The organism is Pontibaca salina (genome assembly GCF_016307205.1).
Classification (GTDB): domain Bacteria; phylum Pseudomonadota; class Alphaproteobacteria; order Rhodobacterales; family Rhodobacteraceae; genus Pontibaca; species Pontibaca salina.
The window spans coordinates 111597-124501 of the sequence record NZ_JAEIJD010000001.1; the positions used below are offsets into that span (position 1 = coordinate 111597).

The 12905-nt window shown below is 58.0% G+C and carries 15 protein-coding genes; 3 read left to right on the forward strand and 12 right to left on the reverse strand.

From position 1 onward, the window contains the following. Positions 1-187 precede the first annotated feature (187 nt). Both JAO82_RS00605 and typA read left to right on the forward strand, forming a co-directional pair. Positions 188-526, forward strand: a complete 339-nt coding sequence (locus JAO82_RS00605; RefSeq protein ID WP_198684398.1) for an SMR family transporter — start codon at positions 188-190, stop codon at positions 524-526. A gap of 96 nt (positions 527-622) precedes the next feature. Next, positions 623-2440 (forward strand): translational GTPase TypA, encoded by a 1818-nt coding sequence (typA, locus tag JAO82_RS00610; protein ID WP_198684399.1) that lies wholly within the window; start codon positions 623-625, stop codon positions 2438-2440. Between the two features lie 118 nt (positions 2441-2558). Here typA and JAO82_RS00615 read toward each other — a convergent pair whose 3' ends face one another. The 4 genes from JAO82_RS00615 to ectA are packed head-to-tail and all read right to left on the reverse strand — an operon-like array spanning position 2559 to position 6273. Next, positions 2559-3992 (reverse strand): aspartate kinase, encoded by a 1434-nt coding sequence (locus JAO82_RS00615; protein ID WP_198684400.1) that lies wholly within the window; start codon positions 3990-3992, stop codon positions 2559-2561. A 4-nt stretch (positions 3993-3996) separates the two neighbouring features. Beyond that, positions 3997-4392: an ectoine synthase gene (locus JAO82_RS00620; RefSeq protein WP_198684401.1), complete on the reverse strand. Its 396-nt coding sequence runs from the start codon at positions 4390-4392 to the stop codon at positions 3997-3999. Positions 4393-4397: 5 nt separating this feature from the next. Next, positions 4398-5690, reverse strand: a complete 1293-nt coding sequence (gene ectB / locus JAO82_RS00625; RefSeq protein WP_408635472.1) for a diaminobutyrate--2-oxoglutarate transaminase — start codon at positions 5688-5690, stop codon at positions 4398-4400. A 49-nt stretch (positions 5691-5739) separates the two neighbouring features. Further along, complete coding sequence (gene ectA / locus JAO82_RS00630) at positions 5740-6273, reverse strand: diaminobutyrate acetyltransferase (protein ID WP_198684402.1); 534 nt, start codon at positions 6271-6273, stop codon at positions 5740-5742. Positions 6274-6499: 226 nt separating this feature from the next. Here ectA and JAO82_RS00635 point away from each other — a divergent pair, with 226 nt between their 5' ends. Continuing rightward, the gene (locus JAO82_RS00635) at positions 6500-7030 is read left to right on the forward strand and encodes a MarR family winged helix-turn-helix transcriptional regulator (protein WP_198684403.1); all 531 of its coding nucleotides are present in this window, start codon (positions 6500-6502) and stop codon (positions 7028-7030) included. A gap of 6 nt (positions 7031-7036) precedes the next feature. Here the strand turns inward: JAO82_RS00635 and JAO82_RS00640 are convergent, their stop codons facing one another. From JAO82_RS00640 to secD, 8 genes are all read right to left on the reverse strand, one after another. Next, the gene (locus JAO82_RS00640; RefSeq protein WP_232897161.1) at positions 7037-7558 is read right to left on the reverse strand and encodes a DsbE family thiol:disulfide interchange protein; all 522 of its coding nucleotides are present in this window, start codon (positions 7556-7558) and stop codon (positions 7037-7039) included. A gap of 13 nt (positions 7559-7571) precedes the next feature. After that, positions 7572-7730 (reverse strand): heme exporter protein CcmD, encoded by a 159-nt coding sequence (ccmD, locus tag JAO82_RS00645; RefSeq protein ID WP_198684405.1) that lies wholly within the window; start codon positions 7728-7730, stop codon positions 7572-7574. Next, positions 7727-8479, reverse strand: coding sequence for a heme ABC transporter permease (locus JAO82_RS00650; protein WP_198684406.1), 753 nt, complete (start codon positions 8477-8479; stop codon positions 7727-7729). Before JAO82_RS00650 ends, ccmD begins: the two co-directional genes overlap by 4 nt. 45 nt (positions 8480-8524) lie before the next feature. Then, positions 8525-9181, reverse strand: a complete 657-nt coding sequence (gene ccmB, locus JAO82_RS00655) for a heme exporter protein CcmB (RefSeq protein WP_198684407.1) — start codon at positions 9179-9181, stop codon at positions 8525-8527. Further along, the gene (ccmA, locus tag JAO82_RS00660; RefSeq protein ID WP_198684787.1) at positions 9178-9792 is read right to left on the reverse strand and encodes a heme ABC exporter ATP-binding protein CcmA; all 615 of its coding nucleotides are present in this window, start codon (positions 9790-9792) and stop codon (positions 9178-9180) included. The genes ccmB and ccmA overlap by 4 nt, the downstream gene beginning before the upstream one ends. 46 nt (positions 9793-9838) lie before the next feature. Continuing rightward, positions 9839-10192: an Mth938-like domain-containing protein gene (locus tag JAO82_RS00665; protein WP_198684408.1), complete on the reverse strand. Its 354-nt coding sequence runs from the start codon at positions 10190-10192 to the stop codon at positions 9839-9841. Between the two features lie 72 nt (positions 10193-10264). Then, the gene (gene secF / locus JAO82_RS00670; RefSeq protein WP_198684409.1) at positions 10265-11233 is read right to left on the reverse strand and encodes a protein translocase subunit SecF; all 969 of its coding nucleotides are present in this window, start codon (positions 11231-11233) and stop codon (positions 10265-10267) included. 1 nt (position 11234) lies between these two features. Continuing rightward, a complete protein-coding gene (gene secD / locus JAO82_RS00675) occupies positions 11235-12896 on the reverse strand; it encodes a protein translocase subunit SecD (RefSeq protein WP_198684410.1) in 1662 nt (553 codons plus the stop codon). Between the last annotated feature and the right edge of the window lie 9 nt (positions 12897-12905).

Genomic DNA, 12905 nt, shown 5'->3' on the forward strand with positions numbered 1-12905 from the left:
AACGCGGCGGCAATGTCCGCCGCGTTTGACCGCAAGGTCAAAGAACCGCGCACGCCTCAGGCTGGCGCGGCTTTCTTTTGCCTGACTGTATGGCACCGCACCAGCAGGACCGTGAACTCAGGCTTTCGGCGCGCCCGGCCTTCAGGTAAGCCAGTGCTGACCCCTCCGCCGGAACAGGAGCCAGCCCATGCCGATCCACTATCTTTATCTTCTGGTTGCCGTTCTGGCCGAGACCATCGGCACCACCGCCCTACAGGCCAGTCAGCAATTCTCGCGATTTTGGCCGTCGGTCATCGTGGTGCTTGCCTATGGCATATCCTTCTACCTACTGGCTCTGACATTACGTTTCTTACCGGTCGGCATCGTCTATGCGCTTTGGTCCGGGCTGGGTATTGTCCTGATCGCCCTGATCGGTTTCGCGGTTTTTGGTCAGCGGCTGGATCTGCCCGCCATAGTTGGCCTAACCCTGATCATCAGCGGCATTTTTGTGATTCACATGTTCTCAACAGCCACGCCCCCCCATTGAAACTTGCCCGTTTTTGCTGGTAATATGGGCTAACGCGCGATATGCGCGACCCAAACGGGCCAATTGGGCCCCACATCCCCGAACAAAGGCGAACGAATGGACCTGCGCAATATCGCAATCATTGCTCATGTGGATCATGGCAAAACGACTCTGGTGGACGGACTTCTGAAACAGGCGGGTACCTACCGCGAAAATCAGGCGACCACCGATCGCGTCATGGATTCTGGCGATCTGGAACGCGAGCGCGGAATCACCATTCTGGCCAAGGCCACATCGGTGGAATGGAACGACATCCGCATCAATATCGTCGACACCCCCGGCCACGCCGATTTCGGCGGCGAGGTCGAGCGCATCCTGTCGATGGTCGATGGTGTGGTGCTGCTGGTTGACGCCGCCGAAGGGCCGATGCCGCAGACCAAGTTCGTGACCTCAAAGGCGCTGGCGCTGGGCCTGCGCCCGATCGTTGTGCTCAACAAGGTCGACAAACCCGACGCCGAGCCCGACCGCGCCTTGAATGAATGTTTTGACCTGTTTGCCAATCTCGGTGCGGATGACGACCAACTCGATTTCCCGCATCTCTATGCGTCAGGGCGTTCGGGCTGGGCCGATGAAGAACTCGACGGTCCACGCAAGGATCTGAGCGCGCTTTACGACCTGATCGTGAAGCACGTCCCTGCCCCGGCGCAGATCGCCGCACGCGACGAACCCTTCCGCATGCTGGCGACCACGCTCGGGGCGGATCCGTTTCTTGGGCGCATCCTGACCGGACGGGTCGAAAGCGGCACCCTGAAAGCCGGCGAAACCGTCAAGGCACTGTCGCGCGACGGCACCCTGATCGAGAGTTTCCGCGCCAGCAAAATTCTGGCGTTTCGCGGCCTGTCACAACAGGCTATTGATCTGGCCGAGGCTGGCGATATCGTCTCGCTGGCCGGAATGTCAAAAGCGACCGTTGCAGACAGTATCGTGGCACCAGCAGTGGACGAAGCGCTGCAGGCCAAACCCATCGACCCACCGACCATTTCGGTCACCTTTGCGATCAATGACAGCCCGCTGGCCGGACGTGACGGCAAAAAGGTGCAATCGCGCGTGATTCGCGACCGGCTGATGAAAGAGGCCGAAAGCAACGTCGCGATCAGGATTTCCGACACCCCCAGTGGCGACGCCTTCGAGGTTGCCGGACGGGGCGAATTGCAGATCGGCGTACTAATCGAGAACATGCGCCGGGAAGGGTTCGAGTTGTCGATTTCGCGTCCACAGGTGCTCTTGCGCGAAGAAAACGGCCAGCAACTTGAGCCGATCGAAGAGGCCACAATTGACGTTGATGACGATTTTTCCGGCACAGTGATCGAAAAACTGACCGGCGTGCGCAAGGGTGAACTGGTCGAAATGAAACCGGCAGGCGCCGGCAAAACCCGCATTGTTGCGCATGTCCCATCGCGCGGCCTGATCGGTTATCACGGCGAATTCATGACCGACACGCGCGGCACCGGCGTTTTGAACCGCGTTTTTCATGACTGGGCGCCGTATAAAGGCACAATTCCGGGGCGGCGTGCTGGCGTTTTGATCTCAATGGAGAATGGTCAATCGGTTGCCTATGCGCTTTGGCATCTGGAAGAGCGCGGTCACATGTTTATCGGTGCACAGACCGACGTCTATCAAGGTATGATCATCGGCGAACACAGTCGCGACAATGACCTTGAAGTGAACCCGCTGCGTGGCAAGAAGCACACCAACGTACGCGCCTCAGGGACTGACGAGGCGGTACGCTTGACGACACCCGTCACCATGTCATTGGAAGAGGCAATCGCCTATATTGATGACGACGAGTTGGTCGAAGTGACGCCCAATGCGATCCGCCTGCGCAAACGTTATCTTGATCCCCATGAACGCAAGCGCGCGGCCAAGACCTCGTGATGGCGATGGGGTAACCCGAGGTTACCCCTGACCACCCCATATTTACACGGACGAAAACAAGCGGGCAACACTAATGCCGCCCGCTTGTATCCAATACCAGTTGCCTGAAAATTGCCTGTCAGGCCGCTTGGGATAACGCCTGTTCTTTGTCCTCGACAAAGGCCTTGTGCAGCGCTTTTATGACCGTCTTCAAATCGTCTCGCCCCACCACGAACTGCACATCAACATTGCGCGGTCCTTGCGATGCGCCCAGCGCCTCGCATCCGGCATCGGAGATTGCCAGAAGGCCCCGGGTCAGAACCGACAGGCCGTTCAAGTCGCGCCCAATGGCCGAAGCCATGGCAAGGGTGCGCGACGAAATCTGGGCCGAGGGAAAACGGGCGACGATATCCTTTTCAACCCGCCGCATGGTTTTTAACGAGCTGTCCACGTAATGGGTGATCGTGTTGGCATTCGACACCTTGGATATGATGCGCACATCATGACGTGTCAGGACATCGAGAATCGCCGAATCATAGCCCTTGACCCCAACCATGTCCTGCTCGAACACTTCCAGCGCGATAATGTCGAGACCGGTCACGATCTCAACCGCTGGCTCTTCCGCCGGTTGATCATCGATCAGCGTGCCCGGGTCGTTCGGCTCGAACGCATTTGTGACGCGAAGGGGCACATCGGCCTGCCGCAAGGTCTTGGCGGCGCTAGGGTGAATCGCCTCCATCCCCATGTTCGACAACTGGTCCGCGACATCATAATTCGCCCGCCCCAGTTTACGCACTGCCTCCGGGCCGACAAGGTTAGGATCGGCAGAAGATAGGTGGAATTCCTTGTGGATGATTGCCTCGCGCGCACCGGTCAGCGCCGCCAGTTTGGAAAAGGTGACCTCGGAATAACCGCGATCAAATTCCTGCATCAGCCCTTCGGCACATTGGGCATAGCCGGTTACGATGGGCAATTCGCTGGCGGTATCGATGTCAGCCATGGTGTCGGTGATCCGCTCGTCAAGGCTCACGCCGCCATCGTCGCGCCAGCCCGATAGATCGACAAACCGCGCGTCAACGCCGGCCCTTTGCAACATCAGCGTGGTGACAAAGGCGGAATGCGCCTCCCCTAGGCCGGCAAGAAGCTCGCGAATTTGCAACAGATGTTCAGCAAGACGGAAATGCCCGTAGGAGCACAACCGCTGCAGGTCGATCAGGCAGTTGCGCGCCCCTTCAATCCGCTCTTGCACGAAATCATTGGCTTGCGAGATGTCGGCAGGATGCTCGAGAACCGCGCTATGTGCCTCGACCATCGCGTCGTTCACGCGGGTCAGTGCATCGTGCCAGCCATGATGGGTATCGGCATTGGTGAATTCGCCGTAAACACCAGGCTTGCCGCTTTTCTTATGCTCCAATAACAAATTGCTGATCCCGCCAAAGGCCGAGACCACAAAGATCCGCCCGTAAAGCTCGGCCCCGGTACGGGCACCGATAAAGAGGGTATCGCGCAATTCATTAATCCGCGACATCGACGTACCGCCGATTTTTTCGACTGTGTGGGTGGGTTGGGTCATTATATTAACTGGTTGTTTCCCCTGCCGGTGCATATGAACCATCTTCGCGATGGACTTCAGTTCCGGTGACTGGTGGGTTGAAGACACAGGCCATGACCAGATCTTCTTCGGCGCGCACGATATGTTTGTCGTTCAGATTCAGCGCATACATCACACCGGGTCGGATTTCATGAGTTTCCCCTGTGCCCAGATCGGTGATCGAGCCCTTGCCCGAAATGCAATAAACGCTTTCGAAATGATGCTTGTAGTGGAACTGATGCTCAGACCCCGCCTCAAGCGTGGTGATGTGGAATGAGAATCCCATTCCATCATCTGCCAGCAGCATCCGCACCGAGGTCCACCGGGCATCGGCCACGGCTTTGTCGGTCTTCTTCAGTTCGTGGAAATCACGTACAATCATTGGTCTTACTCCGCTGCAATCTGTGTATTCGCAATCACATCGCGGGCTGAATCAACCATAATCGACAAGCCCTTGCCGAACAGGTCATCTGGCGTGGTCAGCGGCGCAAGCACCTTGACGACCTGGTCTTCCGACCCCGAGGTCTCGATCACCAGGCCATTCTGAAACGCTTGTGCGCAGATCCTATCGGCAAGTTCGCCACTGCCGACATCGACACCCTGCATCAGGCCGCGACCTTTCAGACGTGCGCCTGGAACCATATCCGCGATCTCCTGCAAGGCATCGCTCAATGTGGCGGATTTTTCGACTAATTCTTTGGCAAAGGAATCATCGGACCAGAATTTTTCGATTGCGACGCGCGCCGTGACAAAGGCATGGGTGTTGCCACGGAAGGTACCGTTATGTTCGGCTGGGCCGAACACGTCATGTTCGGGACGCACCAGCGTCATCGCCATCGGCAGACCGTAACCGGAGATCGACTTGGCCAGCGCAATCACATCGGGCTGAATGTCCATTCTCTCAAAGGAAAAGAACGTGCCGGTGCGACCGCAACCTGCCTGAATATCGTCGATGATCAGCAGCGCGCCGTGCTCCTTGGCCAGTTTGGCGACCCGCTCGATCCAGGCGCGGCGCGCGGCGTTCAGCCCGCCCTCGCCTTGCACGGTTTCCAGCATGATCGCCGCAGGGGCGTCCATCCCCGAGGATGAATCGTTCAGCATCGCTTCGAGATAGTCGGCAGTATCCGTACCATCGCCCATAAACATATCGTAAGGCATTCGGGTCACGCCGCTCAACTCCGCAGCCGCGCCGCCACGGTGATATCCGTTGCCGGTCGCCGCCAGCGCCCCCATCGTCACGCCATGAAAGCCATTTGTGAAAGCAATGATGTTCGTGCGCCCGGTGGCTTTGCGTGCGATTTTCATCGCCGCTTCGACGGCATTCGCACCGGTCGGACCGGTGAACATCACCTTGTGATCCATGTTGCGCGGTTTCAAGATATGGGTTTCGAACGCCGTCAGGAAACGGCCCTTGACGTCGGTGTGAAAGTCCAGCCCGTGGGCCAGCCCATCATTCGTGATATGCTCGACCAGCGCGGCCTTCATATCAGGGTCGTTATGGCCATAGTTCAGCGAGGAACATCCGGCCAGAAAGTCGATATATTCATTGCCGTCGGCATCGGTCATAATTGACCCCCGACCCTCGATGAAGGTCGCTGGGATGCTACGGCAATAAGAGCGTGCGTTGCTTTCGCGGCGCTCGTAAATAGAAACAGGACTATTGGTCATGCTCTTAGACATGTGATTTTCCTTTCAAAGGAATTCGCTACGAGAGGTGGTGTGAGTGAGATCAGGCGGCTTCTGCCAACGAGACCTCTTCCGGCAGAGCAATCGTGACCATGTGCTCGGTCTCGTGCCGTCCGCCGAAATGCTCCTCGCGCCTAAAATGGGGCTTATCCGTCAACGTGCCGCCGATATGCTCGGCGAAACTGCGGAACAGCGCCCAAGAAGCTTCGTTATCAGGTGTGATCGTCGTCTTGAGTTCAGATGCGTTGGTGCATTCGTCACGATTTATCAAATGAGCCAGCATCTTGCGGCCCAATCCACGGCCACGTGCCCTAGGGCTGACAGCAACCTGCCAGACAAAAATCGCATCGCTTTCGGGAATTATGTGCCCCGAAATCCAACCCAGCAACTCACCATCTTCTTCTGCAACAACGCAAGTGTCGCGGAAATGTTCCGCCTGCACCAGATTGCAATACATGGAATTTTCATCAAGCGGTCTGCACGTGCGTACAAGTTCCCAGATCTCGGCCCCATCCTCCGCAGTCGGCTTGCGCAGGAGGGGCATAGGGGTTCGGGGTTTGTCGCTATCTTTCGGCATGATCTCTTGTACCTCGTTTTGTTTGACAACCTAAGTAGCGCTTCAAAAATACAATTTCAAGGTTCGAAGCACATTCCCACCTATATTTCTTATATCATTGTTTTTATTGTCTTTTTTTACTTAGATACGTCTGCACTTAGAAGCAATCCCCCAACCCAACCCATTGATTGTCAATGCATTTTCTGCTATTTATGTCGCCAGACTCCCCCACGCGACAATTGAGCCCATGACACAAGCACCCCAAGACCGGACCAATGACAGTTTGATCGCGTTGCGACGGATCCTGCGCGCGACCGAAATTTACGAACGCAAGCTGGCACATGCCGCTGGGCTATCGCCGCCGCAGCTACGGGTTTTGCAAATCGTGGCTGAAAAACCCGACATCGGCACGACGCCCAAGACGCTGTCGGTCCAAATGGGGGTCACCCAGGCCACGGTCACCGCACTGGTTGACCGATTAGTGCGCCATGGCATGGTTACACGGGTGCCATCGCAGACTGATCGTCGGCAAATCAACGTCGTGATCACCACCACAGGCCTGGCCGCCGTAGAACGCGCGCCGGACGCCTTGCAATCGCAATACGTCGCCGCCTTCGAGGCACTCGAGGATTGGGAGCAGGCACAGCTTGTTTCCTCCCTAGAACGGGTCGCTGCGATGCTCAAGGCGGGGGATATCGACGCCTCACCCGTTCTTGCAGTGCGCGATATCCGCGCCGGCAACCAATGGGTCGATACGAAACCAAGGGGGAAGACCTGAGAGGAGTTAGTCCGCCCCGGCCCGCTGCAGGGCTGGGCGCAGCCGCTCACTGATTACGCGCTGGGTGATTGGCCCGGCAAAACGCAAAAGGATCGTGCCGTCGCCGTCGATCAAATAGGTTTCAGGCACGCCGTAAACTCCCCAATCCAGCGCCATCCGGCCGGCCTCATCGACGCCGACGGCAGTGTAAGGGTCGCCCAACTCGTTCAGAAAGCCGCGCGCATTTTCGGGCTTGTCCTTGTAATTCACTCCGTAAATCGGGATGCCCTCGGCCGCCAGCGCCTCAAGGCTAGGGTGCTCAACCCGGCAGGGCGCGCACCAGCTGGCCCAGAAATTCACCAGCTTCACATCGCCATCACGCAAGGTTGCGCCGTCAAATGTTGCCTTGCCCGACATCGGACCCACCGCCACTGCCGGGGCTTGCCGGCCAATCAGTGCCGATGGCAGCGCGTCGGGATCGTCACGCATCATGCCGACCGCTGCCAAGATCACGAAACCGGCAAACAAAGCCGGCGGGATGAGCAGCATGGGGGAAAATTTTCTAGCCATTGCGCCGCATCCGTTCCTCAAGTTTCTGCATTTCCGCCCGCACCCTGCGCCCGCGCCACAGCGACAGAAGCACCAATGCAAGCAACAACACGATGGTCGCGCCATAGGCGGATAAAACGGTATCGCTGTATTTACCCAGGTCGGGAATCATGATGCGATCCTTTCGCGGGCCAGCAGCGCCTTGATCCGCCGCGCGCGGATTTCAGTCCCGGTGCGATATAATACCAGCGCGACGAACAGCAGAACAAAGCCGACGATGCAGGTTAGCAGCGGATAGAAAAACACGTTGCTGACTTTCTCGCTGGTATCACTGCCGGTTATAGCCCCCACCCGCATTACCGAGGCACCTTGATGCAGGCCCTGATTCCAGAAATTCACCGCATATCGGGACAGCAACGCGAAAACCGAACCGACGAGGCACAGCATAGAGGTCAGATCGGCCGCAGTGTCGGGATCCTCGATCGCCTCCCACAACGCGATATAACCCAGATAGAACAGGAACAGGATCAGGAACGAGGTCAGCCGTGGATCCCACTCCCACCAGGTTCCCCACATCGGTTGGCCCCAAATCGCCCCGGTTACCAGCGCAATCAGCGTCAGCACCCCACCCACCGGGGCTGCGGCACGGGCGGCCAAGGCGCTGACATGATGTCGGCGGATAAGCCAGATCAGCGACGCAACCAGCATCATCAACCAGGCGTTGATCGCCATCAACGCCGCCGGCACATGCAGATAGATGATCTTGACCGTCGACCCCTGTTTGTAATCATCCGGGGTAAAGAAGAATCCCCAGACCACCCCAACCAATAGGCAGGTCAGCGATACCGCCCAGACATAGGGCATGACCCGTTCGCTGGTGGTTAGAAATTTCTTCGGATTGGCATATTCCCAGAGCGACATAGCAGCTATCTAATCTTTCCCCGCATGCAGGACAATTCACATTCTCTAGCGCAAATTGACGCGCAGCACCGCCGCGCTGGCGAATGGCAACAATGCGATCGTGGCGGCAGTGATTCCGGCCAACATCAAGGCCGGTGTGGCGATATCCATACCGGCTGCACCGCGGCGCGCAACCTCGGCCCCGAAGATCAGCGTCGGCACGTAAAGCGGCAACACCAACAGGCTCAGCAACAGGCCGCCACGTTTCAGACCGACGGTCAGCGCCGCCCCGAATGTCCCGATCACGGATAATGCCGGGGTTCCCAATGCCAAAGAAACTACCATCCAGAAATAGCCCGGGGCGGGCAGATTCAGGAGTATCCCCAGCACCGGTGCGGCCAAGACCAACGGCAAGCCGGTGGTGATCCAATGCGCCAGAGCCTTGATGCTGACCGCCGCCTCGAGCGGCAACGGCGCAGTGGCCAACAGGTCCAAAGTCCCATCTTCCCAATCCAGCGCCAATAACCGATCCAAGGACAACAAACAGGCCAGCAAGGCCCCAAGCCACAAAATACCCGGTGCGATGGTCCCCAGCAAAGCGGATTGTGGTCCGACACCCAGCGGCACCAAAACTGTCACGATCAGAAAAAACGCCAGCCCTAGGCCGAATCCACCCCCGGCACGCAGCGCCAGCTTGAGGTCACGGGCCAACAACGCGTTCATGCGAATGCCCCATCGAAATCGTCAAGCGGTGGTGGCACTGCTTTGAACGGCCCAAGCTCCATCACCTCGGCGTCCAGCCCCAAATCGATATGGGTCGCAATCATTGCGCTGCCCCCCTGCCCCAGATGAGCGCGTACCGCGTCGGCGAACATCGCGATTGCCGAGGTATCAAGCGACACTGTCGGTTCGTCCAAAATCCAGATTGCGCGTCCGGTCAGCAACAGGCGCGACAATCCCAGGCGACGCTTTTGACCCGCCGAGAGCGCTCCTGCCGGACGATCGGCCAGATCAGCGAGCCGAAAGCTGTCAAGCGCCACCTGAATGGAGGATGTCCCGAACACGCGGGCCCAAAAATTCAGGTTCTCGGTGACGGTCAGCGTCGGCTTGATCCCATCGGAATGGCCGGCATAGGCGATGCGATCATCCGCCCCGGCGATCGTTCCGGCCAGCGGTGGCTGCAGGCCAGACAGGGTGCGCAGCAAAGTGGTCTTGCCAATCCCGTTTGGCCCGCGCAGAATCAGTGCCTGACCCGGCGCAAGGGTCAGGTTCAGGTTTTCCAGCACGCGCACGCCACCGCGCGAAATTGCCAAATCACTTGCACTCAGGGTCATGGGCGCGACATAACCCATTGCCGTGTCCGGCAAAAGCGCAATACTGTCACACTGGCAGAACGGCTAACGCAACGCGGCGCCCTTCAGATAGCAACACGTTATAAGTACGACAGGCAGCCGGAGACCCCATAACCTCCACACCCAGCCCCGCCTGCTCAAGTTCTGCCAGCAAGGCCGCCGGGATATGCGCGATCTCGGCACCGGTCCCGATAAAGATCACATCGATCTCTCCGACCAAGTCCAACAACGGCGCAGCGTCGGCCAAACCGCCCCACCCTCGGGGGCCACGAGGACCGGCCAGCACTGCGCCCTGGATCGCTTCGCCGCCGATCCGGAAAAAGCCCGGCCCATACCCATCAACAGGCTTGGCGTCGGTATAGACGACTTGGTTCATTTGCATGGCATCACCCCGTTGGTCGACGATTGGCTCGGCAGCAGGATACGGCCATTGTCAGATGTGATCAAATCATCATCAGGCATCTACATTGGCAAACTGGTTGCCACCGGTCTTGTCGGGCTTGGACCAATCCCGCTTCACCCCTAGCCACAGCACCACTGTCGATGCAATGAAGACTGAAGAATAGGTTCCGACAATCACGCCCCAAATCATCGCGAAGACAAAGCCACGGATCACATCGCCGCCTAGGAAATACAGCGAGAACAGCGCCAGCAGGGTTGTCACCGACGTCATGACCGTGCGCGACAGAGTCTCGTTGATCGACTGATTCAGCACCTCGGAAAGGGGCTTCTTCTTGTATTTACGCAGATTTTCGCGAACCCTGTCGAACACCACCACCGTATCATTCAACGAATAGCCCACGATGGTCAGCAAGGCGGCGATGATCGCCAGATCGAACCGGATCTGAATCTCGGAAAATATGCCGATGGTCAGGACCACGTCATGCACCAACGCCAGTACTGCCCCTACGGCAAATTGCCACTCAAACCGCAGCCAGACATAGATCAGCACAGCCCCCATCGCCAATACTACGGCCAGAATTGCGGTTTTTATCAATTCACCCGACACTTTCGGGCCGACTGATTCGACCGAGATAAATTTGATGTCCGGGGCGACCTGAAGTAGCGCACCCTCAACGGCAGCAATCAATTCAGGCGTGACCGCTTCCTGCTCGTCCTGCGCCTGAATGCGGACCATTGCGACATTCTTGTCCGGCCCGAAACTGGGGTCGAACACCTCGGAGATGCTGACATCTCCCAAATCAAGCGTATCAAGCGCTGCACGATAGGCCGCAACATCGACGGGCTGTGCGCTTTCGGTGCGGATCGTGGTGCCGCCCCGAAAATCGATGCCATAATTCAAACCACGTGCCATGAATGACACCAGCGCAAGCAGGAGCAGCACCCCCGAGATACCGACCCAGACCTTCCACAGCTTGAAAAAGTCGATGCTTGTTTCTTGGGGAATCAGCTTCAAGCGCATATCAAACCTCGATTGTCTTGGGGCGGCGACGTTCGAACCACATCACAATCATCAAGCGTGTGACGAAGATTGCCGTGAACACCGAGGTCAGAATGCCCAATCCCAGAGTGACCGCGAATCCGCGCACCGGTCCCGAGCCCATCGTAAACAAGATCACAGCGGTGATGAAAGTGGTGATATTGGCGTCGAGGATCGCACTGAGCGCGCGTTCATAGCCAAGTTCGATCGCCCGCACCGGGCCCCGCGCTGATTTCAGCTCCTCGCGGATACGTTCAAACACCAACACATTGGCGTCCACCGCCATCCCTACGGTCAGTACGATGCCCGCGATTCCCGGCAGCGTCAGTGTCGCTCCAATCAGCGATAACAAACCGAAGATCATCGCGACGTTCAGGATCAGCGCGACATTGGCAAAAACCCCGAACAGCCCATAGGACAGGACCATGAACACCAGCACGGCCACAAAAGCGACCAGTGTCGCGATCTTGCCCGCATCAATACTGTCCTGCCCCAACTCGGGGCCAATGGTGCGTTCCTCAAGAAAGTCCAGACCGGCCGGCAGCGCGCCAGCGCGCAGCAACACGGCCAGGTTGGTGCTTTCCTCGACGGTGAAATTACCGGTGATGATACCCGATCCACCCGGGATGTGGCTCTGGATTACCGGGGCGCTAATAACCTCATCGTCGAGCACAATGGCAAATGGGCTACCAATATTCTCGGCGGTGTAATTGCCAAATTTGCGCGCGCCCGACGTGTTGAACCGGAAACTGACTGCAGGGCGACCATTCTGATCAAAGCTCGGTTGGGCATCGACCAATTCTTCGCCAGTCACCACCGGCGCGGATTCAATCGTATAGTAAACACCGTTTTCGTCGATTGAGGGCAGAATCTTATTGCCAAGGCCGGGGTTGGAATTGGCATCGGTGCCACGCCCGACCACCGGGTTGAAGGTCAGTTGCGCGGTGGTGCCGATGATCTCTTTCAGCTCGGCAGCGCTGCCGATGCCTGGTACCTGAATCAAGATACGGTCGCTGCCCTGCCTCTGAATCGTAGGCTCACGGGTGCCGACCTCGTCAATACGTCGGCGCACGATTTCCAACGCCTGACGTACAGTGCGGTCGTCGCTCGCTTGCTTTTCCGCATCCGATAACGTGACAATCAACATATCACCCTGCCCGCGCACGGTGATATCGGTTGAGCCGGCGCCGGTCAGGGTTTGGATCGGTCGCGCGAGGTCCTTTACTGCGGCAACCGCCCGATTCATGCCCTCGGCGTCTCCGATGCGGACATGCAGGGTGCCCGGCGGCGACTTTTGCAGCCGAATCGTACCCACAGTATCGCGCAAGGGGCGCAGCGTATCGCGGATTTCAGGCCACATCGCCTCCATCCGGCTTTCGTAAACGTCGCGAACCTGAACCTCGGCCAGAAGATGCGCTCCGCCCCGCAAATCGAGACCCAGATTGACTAGATCCGACGGCAACCAATTTGGCCAAAGTTCGGCCAAACGCTGGTTCTCCGGCGTATCCGCGCCCTGCTCGATTGCGACGATCGCATCGTTATGCTGTTCGACACGTGTGTAGAACGCATTAGGAAGCGCCAGCGCGACGCCGGTCAGGCACAGCAGCCATATCAGGACGCGCCGCCATAAATTGATCTGAAACATGCCCCAGCC

Coding starts and splice junctions, on each gene's coding strand:
- JAO82_RS00605 (WP_198684398.1), top strand. CDS start 188: ATGCCGATCCACTATCTTTATCTTCTGGTTGCCGTTCTGGCCGAGACC.
- typA (WP_198684399.1), top strand. CDS start 623: ATGGACCTGCGCAATATCGCAATCATTGCTCATGTGGATCATGGCAAA.
- JAO82_RS00615 (WP_198684400.1), bottom strand. CDS start 3,992: ATGACCCAACCCACCCACACAGTCGAAAAAATCGGCGGTACGTCGATG.
- JAO82_RS00620 (WP_198684401.1), bottom strand. CDS start 4,392: ATGATTGTACGTGATTTCCACGAACTGAAGAAGACCGACAAAGCCGTG.
- ectB (WP_408635472.1), bottom strand. CDS start 5,690: ATGTCTAAGAGCATGACCAATAGTCCTGTTTCTATTTACGAGCGCCGC.
- ectA (WP_198684402.1), bottom strand. CDS start 6,273: ATGCCGAAAGATAGCGACAAACCCCGAACCCCTATGCCCCTCCTGCGC.
- JAO82_RS00635 (WP_198684403.1), top strand. CDS start 6,500: ATGACACAAGCACCCCAAGACCGGACCAATGACAGTTTGATCGCGTTG.
- JAO82_RS00640 (WP_232897161.1), bottom strand. CDS start 7,558: ATGCTGCTCATCCCGCCGGCTTTGTTTGCCGGTTTCGTGATCTTGGCA.
- ccmD (WP_198684405.1), bottom strand. CDS start 7,730: ATGATTCCCGACCTGGGTAAATACAGCGATACCGTTTTATCCGCCTAT.
- JAO82_RS00650 (WP_198684406.1), bottom strand. CDS start 8,479: ATGTCGCTCTGGGAATATGCCAATCCGAAGAAATTTCTAACCACCAGC.
- ccmB (WP_198684407.1), bottom strand. CDS start 9,181: ATGAACGCGTTGTTGGCCCGTGACCTCAAGCTGGCGCTGCGTGCCGGG.
- ccmA (WP_198684787.1), bottom strand. CDS start 9,792: ATGACCCTGAGTGCAAGTGATTTGGCAATTTCGCGCGGTGGCGTGCGC.
- JAO82_RS00665 (WP_198684408.1), bottom strand. CDS start 10,192: ATGCAAATGAACCAAGTCGTCTATACCGACGCCAAGCCTGTTGATGGG.
- secF (WP_198684409.1), bottom strand. CDS start 11,233: ATGCGCTTGAAGCTGATTCCCCAAGAAACAAGCATCGACTTTTTCAAG.
- secD (WP_198684410.1), bottom strand. CDS start 12,896: ATGTTTCAGATCAATTTATGGCGGCGCGTCCTGATATGGCTGCTGTGC.